Annotated in this window: 19 protein-coding genes; 13 read left to right on the plus strand and 6 right to left on the minus strand. The window is 40.4% G+C overall.

The annotated features are described in order from the left end of the window. The first annotated feature begins 46 nt into the window (after positions 1–46). Genes IEE83_RS26105 through IEE83_RS26120 form a run of 4 tightly spaced genes read left to right on the plus strand, consistent with a single transcriptional unit; the run spans position 47 to position 5,973 of the window. Positions 47–1,108 carry a polysaccharide deacetylase family protein gene (locus IEE83_RS26105; RefSeq protein ID WP_194123698.1) on the plus strand — a complete coding sequence of 354 codons (1,062 nt, stop codon included), beginning with the start codon at positions 47–49 and terminating at the stop codon, positions 1,106–1,108. Positions 1,109–1,138: 30 nt separating this feature from the next. Next, positions 1,139–2,317, plus strand: a complete 1,179-nt coding sequence (locus tag IEE83_RS26110; protein WP_194123699.1) for a sialidase family protein — start codon at positions 1,139–1,141, stop codon at positions 2,315–2,317. Positions 2,318–2,355: 38 nt separating this feature from the next. Next, the gene (locus tag IEE83_RS26115; protein ID WP_194123700.1) at positions 2,356–4,587 is read left to right on the plus strand and encodes a hypothetical protein; all 2,232 of its coding nucleotides are present in this window, start codon (positions 2,356–2,358) and stop codon (positions 4,585–4,587) included. Positions 4,588–4,644: 57 nt separating this feature from the next. Further along, the gene (locus IEE83_RS26120) at positions 4,645–5,973 is read left to right on the plus strand and encodes a DUF3748 domain-containing protein (protein WP_228102082.1); all 1,329 of its coding nucleotides are present in this window, start codon (positions 4,645–4,647) and stop codon (positions 5,971–5,973) included. A 3-nt stretch (positions 5,974–5,976) separates the two neighbouring features. On the opposite strand, the gene IEE83_RS26125 is transcribed toward IEE83_RS26120, so the two are convergent. Then, positions 5,977–6,543, minus strand: a complete 567-nt coding sequence (locus IEE83_RS26125) for a Uma2 family endonuclease (RefSeq protein ID WP_194123702.1) — start codon at positions 6,541–6,543, stop codon at positions 5,977–5,979. 132 nt (positions 6,544–6,675) lie between these two features. Further along, positions 6,676–7,698 (minus strand): LacI family DNA-binding transcriptional regulator, encoded by a 1,023-nt coding sequence (locus IEE83_RS26130; RefSeq protein ID WP_194123703.1) that lies wholly within the window; start codon positions 7,696–7,698, stop codon positions 6,676–6,678. 142 nt (positions 7,699–7,840) lie between these two features. On the opposite strand from IEE83_RS26130, the gene uxuA reads away from it, so the two are divergent. From uxuA to IEE83_RS26155, 5 genes are all read left to right on the plus strand, one after another. Further along, positions 7,841–9,037, plus strand: a complete 1,197-nt coding sequence (gene uxuA, locus IEE83_RS26135; RefSeq protein WP_194123704.1) for a mannonate dehydratase — start codon at positions 7,841–7,843, stop codon at positions 9,035–9,037. A gap of 104 nt (positions 9,038–9,141) precedes the next feature. Next, positions 9,142–9,933 (plus strand): SDR family NAD(P)-dependent oxidoreductase, encoded by a 792-nt coding sequence (locus IEE83_RS26140; protein ID WP_194123705.1) that lies wholly within the window; start codon positions 9,142–9,144, stop codon positions 9,931–9,933. Between the two features lie 37 nt (positions 9,934–9,970). Further along, a complete protein-coding gene (locus IEE83_RS26145) occupies positions 9,971–10,810 on the plus strand; it encodes a ThuA domain-containing protein (protein ID WP_194123706.1) in 840 nt (279 codons plus the stop codon). A 100-nt stretch (positions 10,811–10,910) separates the two neighbouring features. Beyond that, a complete protein-coding gene (locus IEE83_RS26150; protein WP_194123707.1) occupies positions 10,911–12,347 on the plus strand; it encodes a Gfo/Idh/MocA family protein in 1,437 nt (478 codons plus the stop codon). 149 nt (positions 12,348–12,496) lie between these two features. Then, positions 12,497–14,179, plus strand: a complete 1,683-nt coding sequence (locus tag IEE83_RS26155; protein WP_194123708.1) for an N-acyl-D-amino-acid deacylase family protein — start codon at positions 12,497–12,499, stop codon at positions 14,177–14,179. A 183-nt stretch (positions 14,180–14,362) separates the two neighbouring features. Here IEE83_RS26155 and IEE83_RS26160 read toward each other — a convergent pair whose 3' ends face one another. Beyond that, entirely contained in the window at positions 14,363–15,223 is an 861-nt protein-coding gene (locus tag IEE83_RS26160) for an AraC family transcriptional regulator (protein ID WP_194123709.1), read from the minus strand. A 139-nt stretch (positions 15,224–15,362) separates the two neighbouring features. On the opposite strand from IEE83_RS26160, the gene IEE83_RS26165 reads away from it, so the two are divergent. After that, on the plus strand, positions 15,363–16,220 hold the full coding sequence (locus IEE83_RS26165; protein WP_194123710.1) for a sugar phosphate isomerase/epimerase family protein: 858 nt from the start codon (positions 15,363–15,365) through the stop codon (positions 16,218–16,220). Between the two features lie 184 nt (positions 16,221–16,404). On the opposite strand, the gene IEE83_RS26170 is transcribed toward IEE83_RS26165, so the two are convergent. Then, the gene (locus tag IEE83_RS26170; protein ID WP_194123711.1) at positions 16,405–17,676 is read right to left on the minus strand and encodes an acyltransferase family protein; all 1,272 of its coding nucleotides are present in this window, start codon (positions 17,674–17,676) and stop codon (positions 16,405–16,407) included. A gap of 79 nt (positions 17,677–17,755) precedes the next feature. Further along, positions 17,756–18,337 (minus strand): GNAT family N-acetyltransferase, encoded by a 582-nt coding sequence (locus IEE83_RS26175; RefSeq protein ID WP_194123712.1) that lies wholly within the window; start codon positions 18,335–18,337, stop codon positions 17,756–17,758. 294 nt (positions 18,338–18,631) lie between these two features. Here IEE83_RS26175 and IEE83_RS26180 point away from each other — a divergent pair, with 294 nt between their 5' ends. The 3 genes from IEE83_RS26180 to IEE83_RS26190 all read left to right on the plus strand — a co-directional run bounded on the left by IEE83_RS26180 (position 18,632) and on the right by IEE83_RS26190 (position 24,674). After that, complete coding sequence (locus tag IEE83_RS26180) at positions 18,632–19,756, plus strand: Gfo/Idh/MocA family protein (protein WP_194123713.1); 1,125 nt, start codon at positions 18,632–18,634, stop codon at positions 19,754–19,756. A gap of 143 nt (positions 19,757–19,899) precedes the next feature. Continuing rightward, positions 19,900–23,628 (plus strand): PVC-type heme-binding CxxCH protein, encoded by a 3,729-nt coding sequence (locus tag IEE83_RS26185; RefSeq protein WP_194123714.1) that lies wholly within the window; start codon positions 19,900–19,902, stop codon positions 23,626–23,628. Between the two features lie 167 nt (positions 23,629–23,795). Beyond that, positions 23,796–24,674, plus strand: coding sequence for an AraC family transcriptional regulator (locus IEE83_RS26190; protein WP_194123715.1), 879 nt, complete (start codon positions 23,796–23,798; stop codon positions 24,672–24,674). A gap of 21 nt (positions 24,675–24,695) precedes the next feature. On the opposite strand, the gene IEE83_RS26195 is transcribed toward IEE83_RS26190, so the two are convergent. After that, the gene (locus tag IEE83_RS26195) at positions 24,696–26,498 is read right to left on the minus strand and encodes a M61 family metallopeptidase (RefSeq protein ID WP_194123716.1); all 1,803 of its coding nucleotides are present in this window, start codon (positions 26,496–26,498) and stop codon (positions 24,696–24,698) included. Positions 26,499–26,551: the final 53 nt, after the last annotated feature.

The following is a 26,551-nucleotide window of genomic DNA, read 5'->3' on the forward strand; positions in this document are numbered from 1 at the left end:
TTACCACCGAAATCCAGTATACATTGAAACAGATTTTTAAGAAAGTATGAAAAACAGGACGCCGCTATTTCTGTTATTTATTCTGATCCATTTTACTACGGTGAAGATAATGGCACAGTCGGCACAAACTTATGCTGAAAAACTGGGCTGGCCAAAAGGCGCAAAGGTGATCATTTTTCATGTGGATGATGCCGGAATGTCGTATTCATCCAACCAGGGCGCTGTCAAATCGATTCAAAATGGCATTGCAACTTCTTGCAGTATTATGATGCCTTGTCCATGGGCCGCGGCGTTTACAAAATATGCGGTAAAAAATCCAAAAATGGATGCAGGATTGCATCTAACCTTAACTTCTGAGTGGCAGGAATATCGCTGGCCGCCGCTTGGAGGTATCATACATTCTCCCGGACTGGTTGACGAAGAAGATTGTATGTGGCATGAAGTGGAGCAGGTTGTGAAAAATGCGAGTGCGGATATTGTAGAACAGGAAATCCGCGCACAGGTGCAAAGAGCTTTAAAAATCGGTTTAAAACCTACGCACCTGGATTCTCATATGGGAACATTGTTTGCGCACGCTCCTTTTTTGGAAAGATATATCAAGGTCGGAATGGAATTTGGAATACCGGTAATGTTTCCCGGCGGCAATAACAAACTGCTCATCGAATGTCTCAACGCTCCGGTTGTCAAAAAATTAAAAGCAGAAGGTAAATGGAAAGAAGGCACCAAACTTCCTGATCCCGCACTTGTAAAAGAATCAAAAGCAGTTGGAGAAAAAATCTGGAATGCGGGTTTGCCGGTTCTGGATGATTTGCATACAAACAGCGGCGATTGGAAACCCGAAGGAAATGTTACCCCGGAACAATGGGGAAAGTACAAAGCCATGAAATTTAAAGAAATGCTTGGCAAAATGCAGCCAGGTGTTGCGATGATGATCGTTCACAGCAGCGACATTACCGATGCCTTCAAACACATCAGCGCTTCCGGCGGCTCGCGTTATGCGGATATGCTTTCAATGCTGGATCCTGATCTGAAAGCTTATATAAAATCGGAAGGAATCATTTTGACTAACTGGAAAGAAATGTTGGAAAGACGGAAAAATGTGAAGTAGTCGCAGTACCCTAATTTGTTTAAATCAATAATGAAAGTTCCGTTATATTTTTTTCTTTTTTTCCTGTCAGTACAAACAATTCACGCACAATCTTCACCGGTTGTGCAGCAAAGTTTAATTTTTCCGCAGCAGCCAAAACACGTGCACGGAAGCAGTATTGTCAGTTTACCCAACGGAGATTTTCTGGTTGCCTGGTTTCAGGGAAGTGGTGAAAGAAGTGCGGATGATGTGAAAATTATGGGCTCCCGACTCAAAAAAGGAGAAAAGATTTGGAGTGAACCATTCCTGATGGCTGATACACCATTGATACCGGATTGTAATCCTGTTTTATTTTTGAACAGCAAAGGAAAACTTTTCCTTACCTGGATTGCTGTTCAGGCGAACCTTTGGGAACAATCGATAATCCGGTTTAAAACATCAAGCGATTATAACAAAAGCGGTGCGCCAATCTGGAACTGGCAGGACAATATTTTTTTGAAACCGGATAAAAAATTTGAAGAAGAAGTCGCGGCGAAATTTAAAGAGCTCCCGGAAAGTACTATTGGCTGGGCTGGTTATGCGCCAAAATATGATGACATGATTATCGAAGCCAGTAAAAAAGTACCGAAAAGAAGCATTGGCTGGATGACTCGAATCAAACCGCTCATTCTGGAAAACGGCAGAATTGTTTTACCGCTTTATTCTGATGGTTTTAATTTTTCGATGATGGCGATTTCTGATGATGACGGTGAAAGCTGGCATCCGGGTTTACCGGTTGTTGGCCGCGGTCCGATTCAACCCGCTTTGGCAAAAAAGAAAAACGGCAATCTGGTTGCTCTGATGCGCGACAGCGGTGACGAACCAACCCGCGTTCATTTCAGCGAATCTTCGGATAAAGGTGAAAGTTGGAAAGCGACGGTTAAAACGGATATTCCAAATACAGCCAGCGTTGAATTGCTTGTTTTAAACGACGGGAAATGGGCATTTCTTGGAAATGATATTGATGACGGACGTTATCAATTAAGTCTCAAAATCTCGGACGATGAAGGAAAAAACTGGAAATGGAAAACTTTTATTGAAAATGATTTATCCAAAAAGGGCGGTTACTCCTACCCTTCGCTGATTCAAACTGCCGATGGCTTACTTCATATGACCTATTCCTATCATCCTGAAAAAGATAAAAAATCAATTAAATATGTTGTGGTTGACTTGAAAAAAATGGTCAACTAAACGTAAGACACTAATTATTAAATCTCTTATTTTAACCTATGCGTAAGCCCTTTTATTTATCATTCCTAGTGTTTTTTGCCGCAGTAATTTTTTATTCATGCAGCAAAACAACCACAAAGCAGCCTGTTCACGAAGACAAACCTTTTGTTCAGGATTATAGCATTAAATATTATTCTGATACGACAAAATTAAATTTACTTGCTGCTTATTCAGACAGAAACGGCGTCATTCAGATTCTGGCAAAAGAAGGATTACAACATCCATACAACGGAAAATTGTTGTATCACGGCTCGATAGAACCCGATAATTCCTATCGTTTTATGAAATCCAAGAAAATTTCAGCAACTGGTGTTTATGACAAACAGCTTGTTTATCTGAGCGATTCTGTGGTTTTCAGCAATGCATGGGCAGGAACGTTATTTTCAAAACATACATTACCTGGCGCCAAACTTTTTGCTGGCGGGAAAGATTTCACTTTTCTTGTTTCCGATGGAAAATCGTTGCAGCTGATCAAGGATTCAAAAAATCTTTACAGTGGTTCTTTACCGGATGACGAAGCAATTTCGATACGTTATCAGCAAAATACCGGCGACTTCTGGATTCTTGGAAAGAAAACTTTATACGCTTTGTCTTCGGGCAATGTGTTGACAAAGGCTTTTGACGGTGCGAATTTCACTTCATTTGATGTAGTAAGTAATAATCAAAAATTAATCATTGGTACTACGGATGGTTTTATCGAATTTGATCCTGCAACCAAAAAACAGATTGGAACAATCAATAAAAAACTTCCGGTAACGAATATCACTTTTGTACAGGAAGTGAACGGAAAAATCTGGTTCGGATCTGATCAGGGAGCATTTGCACTTCGCTCTGACGGCAAGTTTGATTATTACTATGGTGAACGATGGTTGCCGGGAAACAAAGTAATCCACATTTCCGAAGGTCCTGAAAATTCAGTTTTAGTATTAACAACAAAGGGCTTGGGGCAAATAGCGTTTAAGGAAATGACTCTTGCGGATAAGGCTATTTATTTTGAAGAACAAGTTCGCCAGAGACATATTCGTAACGGATTTAACGCTGCGTTGGACGGTATGGAAAAAGGAAATTTGTCAACCGGATATATGTCAGATTCCGATAATGACGGGCTTTGGACAACCATGTATCTGGGCGGAGAAATTTTCCGATATGCTGCTACAAAAGATTCTGTGGCATTACAAAACTGTCGGGAATCGCTGGACGCCATTGAGAGACTTTATACGGTAAATCCTGTTCCGGGTTTCCCTGCGCGGTCTTTTGAACGCAGCGGACATATCGAAAGTCTTTCTGATTCTGAGCGCTGGCAGCAATCTCCTGAAAAGGAATGGAACTGGAAATCAACAACAAGTAGTGATGAAATTATCGGCCACGTTTTTGCATTTGGCGCCATCGCAGAACTGATCGACGACGAGCCTATGAAGAAAAAGGCAATTATGCTTTTGGATACTGTTATGTCTCACATTGTCAAAAACGATATGTATCTGATCGATTTTGATGGAAAACCGACGATGTGGGGGAAATGGAATCCTAAATATGTCAACGCATTTCCTACCAACGTTGGCGACAGAAAATTGAATTCTTCCAACATTGTATCGATGCTGCAAACGGCTTATCATTTTACCAAAAAGGAAAAGTATAAGACAAAGGCGTTTGAACTGATGAATAAATATGGTTACTACGAAAACATGATGCGGCCAATGAGTGAAATCGGAAAGGCGCCTGATGATGCTGATGAACATGCCAAACATATGTCGGATGGCTGGAACCACTCGGATGATGAAATGTATTTTATCGGGTATTGGGGATTGTATCGTTATCCTTTCAATGACACTTTAAAAACTGCTTACAAAAAGCAAATTCTGGACCACTGGCAAGTAGAGCGTCCGGAAAAAGATGGCGCATGGAATATTTTCACCGCACTTACCGGCACTGATGAATTTGATTTGAAGGAAGCAGTCTGGTATTTGCAGGAATATCCGTTGGACTTGATCAACTGGTCTATCAAAAATAGTCATAGAAAAGATATTGAATTATTGGAACCTAATTTCCGCAAACAGACAACCAAAGAACTTTTACCTCCTGATGAAAAGCCGGTAAAACGCCACAACAGTAATACTTTTGACCTGGATCGTGGCGGCGTAGGCGGTACTTCCGAAGAAAGCGCCGGTGATATCTGGCTGTTGCCTTACTGGATGGGAAGATATTTGGGCGTGATCAGCGCACCAGTAAAATAACCGAATTTTATGAGCACCTTACTTTCATCCGCATTTCTCACGTTAATATTATTATCCATGTCATCCGGCCAAGAAACAGAAGAAAAACAGATTACACATGATCTGACTTACAATCACGATCTGGATAATAACGATAATTTTTCTCCTGACGGCGAATGGCTTGTGTATGATACCCGCACAGATGATGGCGGAATTCCTGAATCTGCACGGATTGAAAAAGTGAACGTAAAAACGGGTGAAATAAAAGTGCTTTTCAAAGTAGAAAATAACGGAATCTGGGGACCTGGCGCTGGTGCGGTAAGTTATAGTCCAAAGGAAAACTCGGTTGTTTTTATTCATGGATTGGAAAATAGTACCAAGGAAAACCCATATCAGCAATGGCGCCGTACGGGTGTCATTATCGAAAATGCAAAACCGAACGTACCCATTTATATGGATGCCCGGGACGTAACATTTCCATATACTCCCGGTGCTTTGCGGGGCGGCACCCATCGCCATGAATGGAGCGGAGATGGCCAGTGGATAGGTTTTACTTATAACGACGCCATTTTAAAAGCATTGGAAGATGTTACCGGCTCTAAAAGAAATCTCAGAACGATTGGTGTTTCAAAAAAAATAAAGGCTGTCAAGGTTGACAAAAATGCAGAAAATGTCTCCGGCGAATGGTTCAGCGCACTGGTGGTTCGCGTAGTGCCTGAACCCAAACCGGGTTCTGATGAAATCAGTCATGCAGTCAGTGATAGCTGGGTTGGCACAAATGGTTATCGTCGTTCCGATGGAAAAACGCAGATTGCCAGAGCATTTCTTGGTACTGTTATTGATAAAAACGGCAAATCAGTACCGGAAGTGTTTGTAGTTGATATTCCGGATGATATCACAAAACCGGGAGAATATGGTCCGTTGGAAGGTACCAAAACCGATTTCCCAATGCCGCCAAAAGGTACGGTTCAAAGAAGACTGACTTTCACTGCTGATTCAAAATATCCGGGTTGTTCCGGTGTGGTCCGGTCGTCACCGGATGGAAATTCTCTCGCTTTTTTAGCAAAAGATGAAAAAGGTATAACACAAATATTTCTGTTACCTCCAACCGGTGGAAAACCTCAACAATTAACGGAACATGAATCGGACGTCTCAGGTAATTTGCGCTGGCATCCGGATGGGAAACATGTAAGTTACGTCTGGAATGGTAGTGTTATGTTATGTCGAACAGGAAATGCTCCATTTAAAGATCGATATCAAACTTTAACAAAATCATCAAAACCGGCTCCGACAAATATTGTCTGGGCGCATGATGGGAAAATGTTTGCTTTTAATAAACCTGTGAAAGATGAGAATGGCACAGGGACGACTTTACAGGTTTTTGTGAAAACTTATCAGCCAAAATAGTAATCAGACTTCTTTTTCAAAAGAAACTTTGTTGTAAATCTTGCTTAGCGGTAGTTCTATGTTAAAATGAGTGAGTTTAATAATGTCATCCATTTTTTCATAAAACTCAACATACCAACGTTCGCCTTCACGCGTATACATTTCCACAAAACAGTTATTTTGTTCAACGATAATGTAATACTCTAATGAATTTATTGATCTGTATTCATTAAGTTTTGTGATGCGATCTGTCTTTTCAGTACTTTCAGAAATTACCTCAACAATTAAAAGTGGTTCAGTTGCATACTTTATTTTATTGCCTGCCTCCTTAAAAATAAAAAAATCCGGGATACGGAAAATTTTACCTTCCTCCACTTGTAATTTAACTGCATTTTGAACAAAAATATAAGCTTGGTCTTGCAGTAATCCGCGTATATAAAAATGTATATTTCCAGCGATCTGATTCGCTGTAACCGATTCTCCCGACATCTCTGTGATTTCTCCGTTTACGTATTCGAAACGCCCTTCATGCGTTTCGCAAAACTTAAAGTACTCTTCCAGACTGTGAAGTTTTTCGGCTACTGCTTCCATAAGATTTTCATTTTATCAAAAATACATTTTTAAATCGGAAACCTTAAACGCTTATTCCATATAGTTATAGTTTAATCAAACAATTCATAAAGATAAGCATGAGAAATACTTAGGCTCATCTCATTGCTCAAATCAACCATTTTTCAATGACGAACTCCTGACAAATAATTCTGACTGCAAAACAATTGTTTTGGATGTATCAATATGCTGAATTCCTTTTAAGTGATTTACCAAACTTCTTATAGCAACTTCGCCCATTTGCTGTCCGGGATAATAAACCGTTGTTAAATTAGGTTCTATGACTTGTGAAACGGGATCGTTATTAAATCCTACAACTGCTATATCATCCGGAATTACATATCCTTTTTCCTTCAAAGATTTCATACAGCTTACCGCGCAAATATCATTGGAAATAAAGATTCCATCCGGCTTCGATTCCATTTCATCAATTTTTTGAGCTACCAATTTCCCAGCTTCCTGGCTCAAATCCGTTACCATTACCAAATCATCCTGCAAAGGCAAACCGTTCTGAACAAGCGCGTTTTGGTAACCTTTTAATCGTCCGGAATAGACATTTCTTTTAAGGTTTCCGGTGACGTGCATAATCCTTTTGCAGCCCTGATTTATCAAATGGGAAGTCGCATCAAATCCTGCAAGTTCATTATCAATTACAACCCCACTGCATGCTGGATGGTCAATAATCCGGTCGAAAAATAAGATCGGAACACCCTTTTTTATGAAATTTTCAAAATGCTCAAAAGTATCAGTATCATAAGCAACGGAAGCTAATAAGCCATCCACACGACTGTTAAACATCGTTTTGGCATTGGCAATCTCTTTTTTTACAGATTCCAAAGACTGGCTTATCAAAAGATTATATCCCGAATCGTTTGCCTCCTCCTCCATTCCGGCCAGAACAGCAGACATAAAATGACTGTTCAATCGGGGTACGATCACACCTAATGTATTGGTACTACGTCTTCGCAAATTGCTCGCAAAAGTGTTGGAACGATAACCCAATTCACTCGCCTTTTGACCAATTAATAACTTGGTTTTGCTGTTGATCGCCGGATGATCATTCAATGCCCTGCTAACTGTGGCCGGAGAAATTTCGAGTATTTTAGCTATATCATAAATGGTAACTTCCTTGTCCATAGCAGAGGTAATACGTGTGAACCTGAAAGATAATAACAAAAGTATGGTTTGTAATAAAAAATTATGCAATCGGTTGCAATGCAAATTAATATTCAGATATTTATACCTTTAAAAATTGTTAAAATTCTTGTTTTGATCTTCCATGATACATACCATGCGCTGGTTCGGTCCTAATGACCCTGTTTCTTTAATGGATATTCGTCAGGCCGGATGCAGTGGCGTAGTGAGTGCATTGCACCAGATTCCTGTCGGAGATATCTGGACTTTGTCGGAAATTGAAAACCGCAAAAAATTAATTGAAGAGAAAAACAAACAGTACTCCACATTAAAATGGATGGTTGTTGAAAGTCTTCCGGTACATGAGGATATTAAAAAAGGTCTTCCATCGCGTGATTTGTATATTGAAAATTATAAAGAATCGTTAAAAAACCTTTCCGCTTCAGGTATTAAAACGGTCTGTTACAATTTTATGCCGGTGCTGGACTGGTCGCGTACGTCACTTGATTATGAAATGCCCGAAGGTTCAAAAACACTTCGATTCGTATGGGTGGATTTTGCAATTTTTGATTTATTTATTTTGAAAAGACCTGGTGCAGAACAGGATTATGAACCGGAAACCAGGATTGCGGCTGAAAGCAAATTCCATAGCTTGTCCTCCTATCAGCTTTCAGTTTTGACCAATACCGTTTTACTAGGCTTACCAGGTTCAGAAGAAGCATTTAATCTCAACGTTTTTCAAAGTTTAATTGATCAATATGCTGATATTGATGATAGCCAGTTAAGAAAAAATCTGTATTATTTTATTTCCCAGGTAGCACCTTTGGCGCAGGAACTGGGCGTAAATCTTTGCATTCACCCGGACGATCCGCCAAGATCACTTTTAGGCCTCCCGCGTGTAGTCAGCACAGAATCGGATTTTGAGCAGTTGATGCAAGCTTGTGATGTAAGAGCAAATGGAATCACTTTCTGCACCGGCTCCCTGGGTGTTAGGGAAGATAATGATCTTCCGGGCATGATCGAACGCTTCGGTGATCGAATCCATTTTGTCCATTTGCGAACTACCAAACGCGAGGAGGGAACCAGAAACTTTCATGAAGCACCGCATTTGAAAGGCGATGTGGATATGTATGAAGTTGTAAAAGCATTACTCAAAGAAGAGAAAAAACGCAATTCTGCCGGATATTCTGATTTCGCATTACCAATGCGGCCAGACCACGGTTTTCAAATGCTTGATGATTTACATAAAAAAACCTACCCAGGTTATTCAGCAATTGGCCGATTGAAGGCGCTGGCAGAATTAAGAGGACTGGAAATGGGAATTTCAAGATCGCTGACCTGATCTTTGATATAAAAATTATACCAATATCAGTTAAGTCTAAATATTTGCAGACCGCACAGATTTAGGCTTTTAAAAAATTACCATCATTCAACTTTTTGATAAAAATGCCCGAATCAAATTTTAATGAGGAAATCTCACAATCCACTATTTTTTCATTGGAAGGCAAATTAGCCCTCATTACCGGAGGCGGTAGCGGTATCGGATTTTACATTGCACAATGTATGGTTCAAGCCGGAGCAAAAGTTGTACTGACTGGCCGCCGTGAAGCCGTTTTGCAGGAAACAGTGGAAAAATTAGGGTCAAAAGCAACTTATTTCGTCAATGACATTACACAATTGGAAACAATTCCGGCGCTTGTTGAAGCGATTGAAGCTCAATGCGGACCGATAGATATCCTGGTTAATAATGCCGGAATCAATATGAAAAAGTTTGCTGTGGAAGTAACGGATGCGGATTTTGATAAAGTCATACAAACAAACCTGCACGCCGTTTTTTCCATGACGCGTGAATGTGGAAAACGGATGATAGAAAGAAAATCAGGCTCAATTATCATGATCACATCCATGGCCGCCATTTATGGAATTGACAGAGTTGTGGCGTACACAGCATCCAAATCAGCCGTTGGCGGTATGGTAAAAGCCTTAACCACAGAATTTTCGCCGTATAATGTCAGAATTAATGCCGTTGCACCCGGATTTATAGAAACACCCATGATGCTGACGGCCATGAACGGAGATTCTTCGCGTAGAGATAAGGCCATGGACCGCACACCAATGGGAACCTGGGGAAAACCGGAAGACATTGGCTGGGCAGCAGTATTTCTGGCGTCAAATGCGGCAAAATTTATTACCGGCGTTTCGCTTCCGGTTGATGGTGGAAATTCTATCGGATTTTGAAAAATATTCCTATTCCTCAATAAAGTCAATCTCAATAATGAAAAGAACAGTTTTTGAAAAATTAACCTGTTTGATACTGGTGCTGTCAATGGCATTTTGCAGCATACCGGCACAGGCACAAAAAATCAAGTGGAACAAAGTTAAAATCCTTGTTTACACCAAAAATGGTAAGGGTTATATTCATGACAACATAGCCAATTCCGTCGAAGCGATTCAGGCACTTGGGAAACAGTATGGTTTTACAGTTGATGCAAGTGATGATCCTTCAAAATTCACAGATGAAAATCTGAAACAATATGATGCGCTGGTTTTTTCAAATACAAATAATGACGTTTTTGATACCGATGCACAGCGCGTTGCCTTGATGCGTTACATACAGGCAGGCGGAAATTTTGTGGGTTTGCATTCGGCTTGTGGTACTGAGCGCAGTTGGAGATGGTTTAAGAATTTGCTTGGCGGCACTTTTTTCTGGCATGAACCCGGACAAAGTTTTACTGTCAATATTCTTGATGCTAAAAATCCTTCACTTTCACATTTGCCTCAAAAATGGAACCGAGAAAAGGATGAGTTTTACTTTCTCAAAGAAATGAGCGTAAACCTGAATGTGCTTGCCGTGAACGATCATACAACCATTCAGAAACCTGCCGGAAAAGCGCTTGACACTTTCGGAAATGTATTTCCATCTGTCTGGTGGCATGAATATGACGGAGGCCGCGCTTTTTACACTTCCATCGGACACGAAAAAGACGATTACCTAAAAGACGATTTACGTAAACACGTTTTAGGAGGAATTGAATGGGCAATCGGCTCACAAAGACCACGTAATTACAGCAAAGCATACGCAAAAACCCCATCGGACGAAGTCCAAACCAAATAGGCCTGAAAGGCCGACATACCTCAACATGGGGCATCGCCCTATGGCACTGAGATTTGGCTAACTCCATAACCCGATCCAATCACCATCAATCCTGAATCCAATGCATAACTCAGAAGAAAAAAATCAAAGCAGAAGATCATTTCTGAAAACGGCCGGAACGGGTACCGCGGGTATCATCGCCGCGTCAATGTTCCCAACGATTGTTCCAGCCAGCGTTTTTGGTAAAAATGCACCAAGCAATAAAATCAATATCGGACAAATCGGATTCGGCCGGATAGGCTCTTCGCACGATTTGCCAGAAGTTATAAAAAATGAAGCTGCACACGTAATTGCGGTAGCGGATCTTGACAAAAACCGTTTGGCACAAGGAAAAATCTGGATTGAAAAAAAATATGCTGAACGAACCGGAAAAGAGAAATATCTGGACGTAAAAACCTACGATGATTATCAAGAAATCCTGGCAAGAAAGGATATAGACGCAGTTATTATCAGTACGCCGGATCACTGGCATGCACAACCAGCCATGGAAGCAGCCGTAGCCGGAAAACATATTTACATGCAAAAGCCTACTTCCCTGACCATTAGAGAAGGTCGACAAATGGCTGATATGGTTATAAAGAAAAAAGTCATTTTTCAGTTGGGAAGTCAGCAAAGATCGATAAGCCCGTGGCCTCAATTTAAAAGAACTTGCGAACTGGTGCGTAACGGAAGAATCGGGAAATTGAAAAAGGTATATGTTGGACTTCCTGGTGATCCTTCGGGCGGAAATCCTGCAAAAATGCCGGTTCCTTCGAATTTGAATTATGATATGTGGCTGGGCTCAACTCCGGACATTTATTACACCCTGGACCGGGTTCATTCCCAAACTGATATGCTAAATGAACGTCCGGGATGGTTACGTCTGGAACAATTTGGTGCCGGAATGATCACAGGCTGGGGATCACATCATATTGATATTGCCCATTGGGGAATGGATACCGAGTTAACCGGACCAATTGAGATCGAAGGAAAGGCAACATTTCCGGCTCCCGGTTCAGGATTGTGGGATGTTCACGGCGACTTTTTAGTTAACTCAAAATATGCAAACGGCGTAGAAATGGAAATTGGCGGGACTAACCCCAACGGTGTAAAATTTGAAGGAACAGAAGGTTGGATTTTTGTTTCTCGTGGTAATGTAGGCGTAACAGCCTCTGATCCTGGCGCAGCACAATCAGCAAAAGAAAACAAAGCATTCTATGCAAGTGACCCAAAAATTCTTGGATCGGTAATCGGACAAAATGAAATTCATTTATATGAAAGTCCGGAGCAGCACCAAAACTGGATCGAAAGTATTCAGAGCGGCAAACAAACGATAAGTCACGCTGAAATTGCTCAACGCTCCTGCACTGCCTGTCTTCTGGCTCATACGGCTATGAAACTTGGCAGAAAACTGAAATGGGATCCTAAAAAAGAAGATTTTATTGGTGACAAAGAAGCCAGTGCAACATTATCAAGACCACAACGCGGACCTTATGGAACGACGAAGGTGAAAGGCTGAGCCAGTTCTAAACGTACAAAATCCCTTCAAACATAGAAGTTTGGAGGGATTTTTTTGTTTGAATCCAATCTTTTTCAACAGATTGATTTCCGTTGAGTTATTTGGGTTAAATTAGATAAAAACTGACCTGACTCCTAAACCTCAGCTTCATGAAACATCTGCTACTTTCACTCCTATTTTGCGCCTGTCTGTTTTCTTGTTCGTCAAAAAACAAATATGAAACTATCATCCGTAACGGAATAATCTACGATGGAAATGGAGAAAAACCATTCACCGCGGATATCGGAATTAATGCAGATACCATCGCTTTCATTGGCGATCTAAAAAATGAATCCGCTAAAAATGAAATAGACGCGAAAGGAAAAGCGATTGCGCCAGGTTTTATTAATATGCTGAGTTGGGCAACGGAATCTTTGATTCAGGATGGTCGCAGTCAGAGTGATATCAGACAAGGAGTAACCTTGGAAGTAATGGGAGAAGGCACCAGTATGGGGCCGCTAAACCCGAAAATGAAATCTGAACTGCAAAAAGGACAAAGCGATATTAAATACAAAATCAACTGGAATACGCTGGGTGAATATCTCAATTTTCTGGAAAAGAAAGGGATAAGCTGTAATGTGGCTTCGTTTATTGGTGCTGGTACAGTGCGGACTTATGTTGTTGGAGAAGATAACCGCAAAGCCACAGCCGCTGAACTTGACAGCATGCAGTTATTAGTAAAATCGGCCATGGAAGAAGGTGCCATGGGTGTGGGTTCTTCTTTAATTTATCCTCCTGATTTTTTCGCTGATACGCAGGAATTGATTGCGTTATGCAAAGAGGCATCGAAACATGGCGGCATGTACATTTCCCATATGCGTAGCGAGGGAAATAAACTGGATGAGGCTGTCGAAGAATTAATTACAATTTCCAAAGAAGCCAACATCCCGGCAGAAATATATCACCTCAAGGCAGCAGGAAAAGATAACCGGAAGAAAATGGACGGCGTGATCAAACGCATTGAAAAAGCAAGAGCCGAAGGTTTGCACATTACCGCTGACATGTACACGTACCTTGCCGGCGCTACCGGACTTACCGCCTCATTTCCTCCTTCTTTGCAGGATGGCGGTTTTGGAAAATTATGGCTGCGTTTGCAGGATCCGGCCATCAGAGCCAAAATGGCGAAAGCAATGAAAACGAATCCTTCTGATTGGGAAAATCTTTATTACGGCGCAGGATCGGCTGAAAAGGTATTATTGCTTGGTTTCAAACAAGATTCGTTAAAGAAATATACCGGGAAAACTTTGGCAGAAGTGGCTAAAATAAAAGGAAAATCACCCCAGGAAACGGCTATGGATCTGATCGTTCAGGATAGTACAAGAATTGGTGCTGCGTATTTTCTTATGAACGAGGAAAACGTCAAAAAACAAGTTGCTTTACCGTGGGTAAGTTTCGGATCTGACGAAGGAAGTTATACGCCGGAAGGAGTTTTTCTTAAATCGCAGCCACATCCAAGAGCTTATGGGAATTTCATTCGGGTGATCGGCCAGTATTCCAGGGATGAGAAATTATTGCCTTTGGAAAAAGCCATTTATAAACTGGCAAAGCTCCCGGCTACAAATTTAAAGCTCAAAAAACGTGGTGAACTTAAAGCGGGTTATTTCGCGGATGTGATAATTTTTGATCCGCAAAAGGTGAAAGATTTAGCAACCTACGACAAACCACAACAATTTGCCACCGGCATTTCTGATGTTTTTGTAAATGGTGTTGCGGTTTTGAAAAACGGTGAACACACCGGCGCCACTCCCGGAAAATTCGTAAAGGGCCCCGGATACAAATCCGGTAACAAATAGCCCTGAAAAGGCGTCATATCTTAGGATGGGGCATCGCCCTATCCATTTTCGGCAACGATGATATTTGATCAATTGTAATTATTGGCATATTCCCCATGGGCGTTGAACATTCCCATGGGCGATGGAACATTCCCCATGGGCGTTGGCCATGGCTAAGATATCACGCCCTTTCAGGGCTAAATTTTAATAATTGCCTTTGTATTCTCTTGGGGTGTGACCGATGTAACGTTTGAAATTCCGGTTGAAATTTGATAACGAATCGAAACCGCTGTCATAGGCGATTTGTGCAATTGTCCATTGGTCTTCCAGTAGTAATTTGCAGGCATGTCCGACTCTTATTTCGTTTACAAAATCAATAAAAGTTTTGTTACAACGAGCTTTGAAATAACGACAAAAAGCGGCTTCACTCATACCTGCAAGCGATGCAACATCTCCAAGCCTGATTTCCTGGGCAAAATGCTGGAGCACGTAATTATGCACTTTTTGCATTCTTTCAGTCTCCGAAACTTTGTAGGTGTTAACGTAGCCATAACTAGCTATTGGCGTACCGCCTTCTTCATGAGCAAGTTTATTAAGCAAAGTCAGAAGTTTTAATATTCCCTGAAATCCTTCTGCATTTCTTAACTCCAAAAGCTCCTGACGAATATGATCCCGAAGTTCTCCTTTATAAGCAATCCCACGTTTTGAATCAATCAGAAGTTGTTTTAAAGCAAGCATTTCCGATTTTTCAAAAAACTCCTTTCCCAAAAAATCTTCCTGAAAATAGAGAACAACGCCATGTGTAAATAATGCTGTATCTCCCGCAAAATATGCCGGATCACTTCTCCATAAATGCGGAATATCGGGTCCGAGAAAAACGGTATCTCCCGGCTCAAAGGTATGAATTGAATCTCCGATCAAACGTTTTCCGGTTCCTTCCAAAACCGTAAAAAGCTGGTAATGCGGATGAAAATGCCAGTTTGGATCAAAATGAGGCTCTTTTAATTCATGCACTGTCACCAGGCGTACCTGACTTTCAATATTTTTATGGATCGGAGCTTTCATAACAACACAACTTATCTGAATTTTGCCAAAATTAGCAAACATATTTATACAAAAGTCAAAATACAGCTAGTAGTAATCAAATGACGAAAAGTATTTAGTATTTTGTTGTTGTAAAATTGTATTAAAAAAAATACTCCGCATGAAATATAGCATGAATCTTCTCCTTTGGGGAAATCAAATTGACGACTCTCTTTTTCCTACCCTTGAACTGATAAAAGAAATTGGATTCGACGGGGTTGAAGTACCGATATTTAATACAAATCCTGAACACTGGTTTAAATTCCGTAAAAAACTGGACGATCTGGGATTAGCATGCGAAACCGATACCATTTGCGGTCCGGATAATCATTTGATCAGTGCTGATCCTTCAATGCGCAAATCGACATTGGAACATTTAAAGCGTGTCATCGATTGTTCCCTGGTTTTGGGTGCTACAAAATTGATGGGACCATATCATTCCGCATTAGGTGTTTTCACCGGACAGCCCGCTACTTCTGATGAATGGAAATGGGGGGTTGACAGTATCCGTGAATTGGCAGATTATGCCGGGGAACTTGATATCACTTTGGGTCTGGAATATCTGAATCGCTTCGAATTATATCTTACCAGCTGCGGAGATGAACTAATCCGTTTTGTAGACGAAGTGAATCATCCGAATTGCAAGATCATGTTTGACACTTTTCACGCAAACATTGAAGAGAAAAATATCGGTGATACGATGCGCAAAATGAGCGACAGGATTTCTTTCATCCAGCTTTCTGAAAACGATAGATCGACGCCAGGGAAAGGAAATGTGGATTGGGAGGGAATTTTTGATGCGATCCGCGATCTGAAATATGACGGCTGGATCAGTATCGAAGCTTTTAGTCCAAAATTGCCCGTTGCTAATATCTGGCGAAAAATGTTTGATTCAGAAGAACAACTTATGCGTGACGGTTTTTCTTTTATCAAATCAAATATTGAAAACCCGCAAGTTCCCAAATTGATTTCTCTTTAAGATTGACAGTTTTAATACCGGTCGGACGGCGAAAAGCCTTTTGACCGGGCCACCCGTCCGACGGCTCTTTTCGCCGTCGGACGGGTAAACAAAGCTTCTGGTTATCTTAAAAAACTGGCTCCGAAAATGATCGAAGCCGGTTTTTTAATGCAAAGATCAATTTACCGAAATTCTGCACCTTATTTTACACCTTAAACACCAGCTTGTTCCGATAAAGAATATACAAAATCACAAACCACAAAGTCAGATAAGTAAGCGCATAAGCCAGCGAAGCATTCATCGGATCTGAAAAAAGCGGAGATAACTGAAACTCATAAAAGTAAGTTTGCAAACCAATCGGCTCGTGGGCAGGATCATTTGGATAAGCTACTTTTATGCCGCTTAAAACTCTTGGAATAATCCCTGAAAAGAAAAACACGACCATCGGATTTACCCCAAAAATCACGAAAAACTTAGTCCAGCCCGAGATTCCTTTGATATCAATAATATAATACAAAATAACGAGACAAAGCGAAGCAATACCTGCGGCATACAAGACGTAAGAACTTGTCCAAAGTGCTTTATTAATTGGAAAAACAGTATTCCAGATTAAGCCAATCACAATTCCTGATATCGCTCCAATGAAAAGATAAAGTGCTTTTTTGTCTTTGGAAAAAGAATTTGTCAGCAAAGTACCAACCAATAGTCCGGCAATACCGGTACCGATTGCAGGAAGTGTGCTAAGAATTCCTTCCGGATCCCAGGTTTTGGAAGTAGCCCATAAATGCCCGGGAAGTAAATAATTATCCAGCCAGGCAGCCAGATTTGTTCCTTTTTCAAAGTTTGGTTCTCCAACGCCAGGCACCGGAATTAATGTCATCAATGCCCAATAAGTCAATAATACTACAACGCCGAAAATTGCCTGAGTTTTCCAATTCGTTTTTAAATATAATATCGAAACAATAAAATAAACGATGGCAATTCGCTGTAAAACACCTGGGATCCTGACAGTTTCATAATCCTTAAAACCTCCAAAAGCAAGGATCATCATAATGATGAAAACGGCCAATGCTACATAAAGTTGAAGTTTTTTGTCATAATCGCTAAAAAGTGCTGCAACGATAATTGCAGTTAAAATCAATCGAAATCCCAATAACGAAAGTCCTTCCAAACCAAAAGCCTGGATCTTGGAAAAGAAATACAAAAACATTCCAAGACAGAAAATCCTTAACGTTCGTGTTATTATTTTTTGAAAAGAATTTGCGTTAAGAATTTTTTGTGGAGTCGCTAAAACGACCGAAACGCCAACAATAAAAAGGAATGTTGGAAATACAAGATCAGTTGGTGTACAGCCATGCCATTCTGCATGTAAGAGTGGCGAATAAACATGTCCCCAATCGCCGGGATTGTTGACGATTGTCATAAGGATAATGGTTAGTCCACGCAGGACATCCAAAGAAATTAAGCGGGTTTTCATTCGGAATGATTCTTTTGTTAAGGTTAGGAGTACACAAGTTAATGCTTTTTAAAATCCCGTCTGAAAAATATCGCTAAATCTATTTAGTGATATCCTTTGCCACTATTTTATCATAATCTTTCACCATATGAAAATATTGGTGACCCATAAAATCCCGTATTCCAGCTTCGTAAAAACCCAGATTCCTGTAAAGTTTTTTTGCGTCCGGATTTTCCAGATCAACAATTAATCCGATCCGATTATGACCTAAACTAAAACCAAGTTCACAAAAAGCATTAATCAATATTTTTCCAATTCCCCTTCCCTGCTTATTTTCCTTAACATTAACACAATCCAGATAAAATTCGCCGGCTTCTGTTTCATCATTTGGTGTGAAACCTGGATCGCGTTTTCGTAATTCATCCAAAATGGGTTGTCTCAATTTGCGAAGATCTTTTCCATCATAACCCGTCACAGATCCTACCACACCATCTTCATTTTCGTAAACCAGCGTATTTGCATAGCTATATTGGTTGTTTTCCATTTTAAAAAACATTTCAAAAAACGGAATCGCATCTTCGTGATTTTCGGAATTAGCAAAAATTCCTGCAATATGTCCCATGGCCAGAATCATCAGTGGCGCTACCGCATCTGCATCAGCAGGAATAGCCGGTCTTATCATATTTTTTTATTATAATTTAGATTGAAATATTCCTTTGCTTCATTTTTCGTTATAGCTATATTTTGCTCAAAATAGATTCAACTCATAAAAAAAAGTCAAAATAGAGTCATTACTAATCAAAAGAAAGAAAGTTTTTAGCATTATTTTGCTGTAAAATTGTATTGTTGATAAATGAGTTATGGATTGTTCATGTACTCTTTTGAATTGAAACTAGAAATATCCTGAAATCTGCCTCTTTAAATTCTCACTTTGAATTTGAAAGGAACAAACTGAATCTTTAATCCTTTACTTTATATGTCACAAAAAATTAACATTGCTATTGTTGGTCTCGGCTTTGGAGCCGAATTTATTCCTATTTATCAGCGTCATCCAAACGCTAATATGTACGCAATTTGTCAGCGTACGGAATCAAAGTTGAATGCCGTTGGCGACCAGTATGGCATTGATGTGCGCTACACAAGTTATGAAGACCTTTTGAATGACCCAAAAGTTGACGCGGTCCATATCAATTCTCCTATTCCAAACCATGCGGAACAAACGTTAAAAGCATTACGCGCTGGAAAGCACGTGGCTTGTACGGTTCCAATGGCAACAAGCGTTGAAGACTGTCTTGAAATTGTAAAGGTTTGTAAGGAAACCGGTAAAAAATATATGATGATGGAAACCGTGGTTTACGCACGTGAGTTTCTATTTGTGAAAGAGCTATACGAAAAAGGCGAACTGGGGAAAATACAATTTTTGAAAGCCAGCCACCAGCAGGATATGGAAGGATGGCCTGACTACTGGCCAGGTTTGCCTCCAATGCATTATGCAACACATTGCGTTGGTCCTGTTGCCGGATTATTAAAATTGGAAGCGGAATATGTTTCATGTTTTGGCTCAGGAACGATTAGCGAAGATCTGGCCAAAATTCACAATTCTCCTTTTGCTGTGGAATCGGCACATATCAAATTTAAGGATAGTGATTTGTCGGCTTATGTGTACCGCTCGCTTTTTGATGTTGCCCGCCAGTATCGTGAAAGTTTTGAAGTTTACGGCAGCAAAAAGTCTTTTGAATGGCCATTGATTGAAGGTGAAGATCCGGTGATTCATACTGCTAAAAAACCGGAACATGAAATTGCAGAACATGTGAAAACGCCTGATTATGCACATTTACTTCCTGCTGAAATTCAACAATTTACGGGACACGGCGTTTATGATGCCGATGACAATTCACATCTTTCGTTCGTTCAGGGCGGTGGTCATGGAGGTTCTCATCCACATTTGGCTCACGAATTCATTTCCGCATTAATTGAAGATCGTGATCCATTCCCGAATGCATGGCAATCTGCTAACTGGACGAGTGTTGGAATTTTGGCGCATGAATCGGCTTTGCAAGGTGGTGCATTGATTCAGTTGCCGGATTTTAAAAATGCGTAAGAAATTTAATTAAGGTTGAAGGAATTCCACGATAGCGTTCCGAATAGAGTATTATAAAATATTATGGTGCTCTGCATCATAGAAATAAGGTGCAGAGCACTTATAACATTTACCAGCGTCCAAAAACATATTTTAACAATTAAATGAAAACCAGAGCCTTATCCTTTTTACTTGGCATTTTCCTTTTGGGATGTGCCGTCCATCAATCCTCACAGACAGCGGCTGTGAGCAAAACAGAGGCCAAAGGCCGCAGGATTGAGGTTTTATTCCTGGGTGACACCATCGGTCATCACAAATCCTCCGAACGCGTTCCTCAAATTATGGCTGCACTAGGGCCAAAAGGAATCAACTTCACTTATACCGACGATTTAAACGACCTGAATCCGGAAACATTAAACAAATATGATGCATTAATGCTTTATGCAAACTGGGATTCTATTGCTCCGCAGCAGGCAAAAGCGTTACTGGATTATGTTGCGAGCGGAAAAGGTTTTGTTCCGGTTCACTGTGCTTCATATTGTTTCCGCAACAATCCGGAAGTCGTAAAGCTGATCGGCGGACAATTCTGGAGACATACATGGGATACTATTCAGCCGGTTTGGACAAAACCTGATCATCCTGCCATTGCTGGTGTAAAACCTTTCAAAACGGTTGACGAAACTTATTTGCATAAACTATTACAACCGGATAACGTAATTCTTACGGAACGCATTATCCAGAAAGATCAGGCGAAAGACAAACCCGGTGTTGAAAAAGAACCTTATACCTGGGTTCGTACGCATGGAAAAGGACGCGTTTTTTATACCGCTTACGGACATGACGAACGTACCTGGGCAACCCAGGGTTTCCAGGATTTGCTTGAAAAAGGAATTCTTTGGGCAGTTAATGACGATGCAAAAAAGGCTTTTGTGGCTTTGGCGCCAAAACCTTTCGAATATCGCGAAGCAAAACTTCCAAACTACGAACAGCGCCCTGGTCCTCAATTACAGCAATTACCACTTTCTCCGGAAGAGTCGGTTAAACATATCCAGATTCCCGTAGATTTTACGCTTGATGTTTTTGCTCACGAACCTGACGTTATGCACCCGATCGCAATGACCTGGGACGAGCGCGGTAGATTGTTTGTACTGATCACAAAAGATTATCCAAACGAGCGGAAAGACACTGGCGGAAGCGATTATATCCTGATTTGTGAGGATACCAACAAAGATGGTAAGGCTGATAAATTCACAAAATTTGCTGATGATTTGAGTATTCCAACCGGACTTGTTTTTGCAAACGGCGGTTTGATCGTTTCTCAGGCACCGCATATGTTATTTTTACAGGATACGAATGGTGATGATAAGGCTGATGTGAAGAAAATTCTTTTCAGCGGTTTTGGAACTGGTGATACGCACGCAGGCCCTTCTAACATGCATTATGGTTTTGACAACTGGGTTTACGGATCGGTAGGTTATTCCGGTTTTAAAGGAAAAGTTGGAAAAAGCGATTCCCTTGATTTCGGACAGGCACTTTTCCGTTTCAAACCAGACGGGTCGGATATGGAAATTGTTGCTAAAACTTCAAACAATACCTGGGGATTAGGTTTCAATGAAGCTGGTGATTTGTTTGGATCAACTGCCAACAATTCACACGGTTGGTATAGCGCAATTCCAAATCGTTATTTCGGAGCGAGTAAAGTTGACAACGGAAGTCGCAGTACAGATACGCATAAAGACATGCAGCCAATTACGCCAAAAGTTCGTCAGGTTGACGTTTTTGGTGGATTTACAGCTGCGGCCGGACAAAATTTTTACACAGCACGTGCATTTCCAAAAAAATACTGGAACAATATAGCTTTCGTTTCTGAGCCGACAGGCCATATTCTTCACCAGAATATAATGGTAAAAAAAGGAACAGATTATGAAGATAATCTTGGTTTCAACCTGCTCGCTGGTGCTGATGAATGGGTAGCTCCGGTTTTCGCGGAAGTTGGTCCGGATGGTGCAGTATGGATTGCTGACTGGTATAGCTATATCATTCAGCATAACCCAACCCCAAAAGGTTCAGATAACGGTGCTGGTAATGCTTACGAAACTAATTTACGTGATTTCACACATGGTCGTTTGTATCGCGTGGCATATAAAAAAGCTCCGGCTTATACGCCGATTTCTTTGAGTAAAAGTCGTCCGGAAGAATTGGTTGCGACTTTAAAAAATAACAATATGTTGTGGAGGCGTCACGCGCAAAGATTATTGGTTGAACGTGGACAAAAAGATGTTGTTCCTCAATTAATAGCTTTGGTTAATGATAAATCGGTTGATGAAGTTGGTTTGAATACTGCTGCAATTCATGCATTATGGACTTTACACGGATTAAATGCTATTGAAGATCCGGCAGTTTTGGCGGCGGTTACAGGTGCGTTGAAACATCCAAGCAATGCTGTTCGTAAAACCGCAGTTCAGGTTTTACCACGCACCGTTGCAACCGGAAAAACTTTGCTTGCTGTTGATGCTCTGCATGATAAGGAGCAATTGGTTGTACTAAACAGTCTTCTGGCTTTCAGTGAAATTCCATTGACACCTGAAATTGAAAATGCTGTTTTAGGTTTGCTTGATACCTATGCACAAGCAGATGACCGCTGGATGCCAGATGCTTTCGCTGCAATTTTGAACTCTCACGACGGAAAACTTCGTAAAGACTATTTAGCTGAACGTGTGAAAAAGGCAAAATTACAAAAGCCTTCTACAACCGCTTCTGACAAAACGGCGATGGATCATTCAAAAATGAACCATGATGGTCATGAAGCAAATAAAGTTACGGTTCAGGGTTCCGCTGAGTTGGCGATTACAAATATTACCATCGAGCCAGCTACGCCTTATGTTCGTGAATATGCCAAAGTGACGGTTGAAATTACCAATCAGGGAAGTGTTGCAGTGCCAAAAAATCTGGTTCCGGTAGTAAATGTTGGTATCAGAAGCCGTTCTTTGAATTCCAATTATGTTAGCCGTCAGCTTGTTAACGGCATTGCTCCTGGTGAAACAATTAAATTGACAGAAGGTAATAACGGTCCATGGAGAAGTACTTTTGGATTTTCATCTGATGAAGCCGGAAAGGTAAATGTTACGGCAACTGTGGACGTTGATAACGTTATTCCTGAAAAAGACGAAAACAGAAACAATACTTTAACAAAAAGTTTTGAAGTAAAACGTCTGGATCGTTTATCTGACTTTTCTCTGGAACGCGCTGCCCGTGGTTATACTTCTTATGCTACCGGAGGCGAGGTTATCGATTTAATCAATACCGCTCAATATCTTGATCCACAAGGAAGAAATGCAGTCATGAAAGGTGTGCTTGGCGCTTGGAATCCAAAACGTAAGGAGACTGCAACAGCTGCGGATCGTACTTTACTGGCGACTGTTAAAGCAAATACTCAAGATGATCTGAGTGCAAAATTGAATGTTTTGATGGAATCTTACGGTATTAAAGATGAAGTTGCAGCAGATCCTAATGTTCAGATCGTTCGTATCAAAGCGATACGTGAAGAGATGAAATTCAGTGTTACCGAGTTTACCGCAGTTGCCGGAAAAACGGTTGAAATTGTCTTTGAAAATCCTGATGCGATGCAGCACAATATCGTTGTTGGAAAACCGAAAACAAAGGAAATCATCGGAGCGGCAGCTGATAAAATGATTACGGCAAAAGATGGTGCGGAGAAAAATTATGTACCGAACATTCCGCAAATCATCGCTTCGACACCACTTGTAAATCCTGAGCAGACTTATCGTTTAAGATTTGTTGTTCCAAAAGATCTGGGCGACTATCCATATGTTTGTACTTTCCCGGGTCACTGGCGACTAATGACAGGTGTAATGAAAGTTGTTAAAGAATAAAATTGAAAATAATTAGTAAATGGCCATCACTGCATAGTGATGGCCATTTTTTTGTTCAATATTAAGCAATAATATACCGATATTAACCTAATGTTTAAATCAAGTTTCATATAATAGGTAATTTTAGCATATTTAATTACCGAACATATAATAAAAATTAGCCCGTTATGAAAGTTGTCCAATTCACTATTCCGGTTGCTCAGGAAAGTACTGTTGTAGTGCAGGATAATATCATCCCGCATTTCTATAATCACCTGCACCGGCATCCGGAAGTTCAGATCACCTGGATAAAAGAAGGAGAAGGAATGCTCATTGCCGGAAATTATATGCAGCGTTTCAAATCGGGTGACGTCTATATAATCGGGGCAAATCAGTCGCATGTCTTCAAAAGCGACGATGCTTATTACGACCCTTCGCAAAATAAAATTGTACACGAAATTTCATTTTTTTTCAATCCGGACCATCTTTTTCAGAATTTGTTACGGCTTCCGGAAATGGGAGCTATCAGGAAATTTGTTGAGGGCGTGCATAATGGCCTGCAGATTCAAGAGGCCTCTTATGAATTGGTAAAAAAGACAATGACTGAAATAATGGAAAAAGCGGGCAGTTTGAGAGTTGCTGCATTTATTGAACTGCTCAATCTCTTTTCTACCCTAAAAAATCTTAAACCATTATCGACTAATAATAACGAACAAATAATGTCCGATGTGGAGGGAATCCGGATGGATCAGATTTTCCAGTTTGTTGTAGGAAATTATAAAAACCATATTACCTTAAATGAAGTTGCTTCAATCGCGAATCTTACTCCACAGGCTTTTTGCCGTTATTTTAAAAAACATACGGGCAAAACGCTGATCAGCTTTTTGAACGAAGTACGGATTAATGAAGCTTGTAAAATCGTGGTTTCGGGCAAATTCGACAGCTTTTCCGATGTCTCTTACAAAACAGGATTTGATAATGTTACCAATTTCAACCGTGTTTTTAAAAAGACAATCGGGAAATCACCGCGTGAATATCACCGCGATTTTTTCAAAAAACTTCTCTAAAATATTCCGTGAAACGGGATTTTATTTCACCCAGTCTTTGAGAATAGCCGCCTGCAATTTATCCGGATTGGGAATTGGAGTTATAGCAAAAGAACGTTCAGATTTTGTTCCTAAAACAATCGGATAAGAAATTTTGGTATCATTTTTTATCAGGTTCAGATTCATTTTATCTCCGGCTTTTTTATCCGCAAAAATATAGGCAATGTCAGTTTCCGAAGCCGGTTTTCCATCAACATCAACGATTACATTCCCACGACGGACACCTGCTTTCCATGCCGGAGAATCCCAGTCAACACTTGAAACTTTCAGACTATCATTTTCAAGTTTTGCTTTTATACCCGAATAAGCGCCTGGCAATTGTTTCGGCGTTACATCAATATTCAGTCCCGCATAATTGAAATATTTTACATAATCCAGTTCCTTGGTGGTATATACGTAGTGAAAAATTTCATCCAGAGAAGCGCCTGCAACTTTCTCACAAACCTTTCTGAATTCCGTTTCTGTAAAACCACGATTCTGTTTTTGGTAAAAATCCTGATACAAAGTGCGCATCACATCATCCAGGGATTTTTTATTATTTGTTTCATGTCTGATCTTAAAATCCAGCATTAAACCAACAATCGGCCCTTTGATATAGTAAGAAATCGTTTTGTTGAATTCATCATTAACTCTCCCGCTCGGTCCATCTGACCATGTTTCTGCACTGGCTTGTGCCAAGGATTGATACAATCTTCCTGGTTGCGTTTCCAACGCCAGAATTAAGGATTTGAAGGCATCTAAAACTTGTGTCTGGGTCATCAGACCTGCCCTGTTTAAAATTGGGTATTCGTAATAGACCGTCACCCCTTCCGAAACCCAAAGCATATTGGTTTTGCTTCCTTTATCATAATTAAAAGGACCCAATTCAACAGGACGAATTCTTTTTACATTGTAATGATGAAAATATTCATGCGTCAAAAAACTCAATATCTTGATACGTTTTACCGGATCATTAAGCAGTTTTCCATCAAAACTTACAGCCGTTGAATTTAAATGTTCAATACCTCCGCCTCCCGGCCCGATAGCCAAAAATGTGTAATGTTTGTAAGGAATATCGCCGATCAAAGCAGAGGCGGCTTCAACCATTTTTTTGATATCCTGCATAAATTTCACCTTGTCGAAATCGCCCATTTTATAACCTATAAAACGATGGGGAATTCCTTTAACTTCGAATGCCGGCAATTCTTCCAGATTTCCCATTAAAATCGGACTGTCGTAAAGTATATCAAAATCGGGAGCAGTATAGGTAAAATTCTTTCCTGGTACTAAATCCAGTCCGGTAGCTACATCTTTCCACTTATCAAAAGGCTTAATCGTTACCTCGGCAGGCCTTTTTATCTCGTTTTCAAGATACATACATAAGCCGGCAGGAATGATGTATCCATGTTCCTCATCAACAAAACTGGTTCCAACAAATTCTCTTGTTGTCAAAACATCATATTCAACATGTAAGGAAGTAGCTTTTGCCTTCTCCACATGCCATTCATTTTTACCTTTTTTATCAAAAAACAACTTATTTCCTGCCTGATCTGTAACTTGAAAATTGCTCACAAATGATTCAAAATCCATGATCTGGTAATATCCAGGCGACCACGCCGGCATTTTCAACCTGGATGTTTCATGTGGACCGACCTTGCATTCCATCACAACATGAAAAGTATGATTCGCCGGATTGGGAATCGTTATCGTAAATTGGACAGGATCCTGCGTCTGAGCAAAAATCAGTAACGATTTGAGTATAAAAACAGTCAGGAAAATCCATCGAAACAGGGTATTACTTTTCATGTTCAGGAAAAAAAATAATTAAAGGGATAAGTATAAAGCAAGCATTTGTCAGA

The organism is Dyadobacter subterraneus, from assembly GCF_015221875.1.
GTDB lineage: Bacteria > Bacteroidota > Bacteroidia > Cytophagales > Spirosomataceae > Dyadobacter > Dyadobacter subterraneus.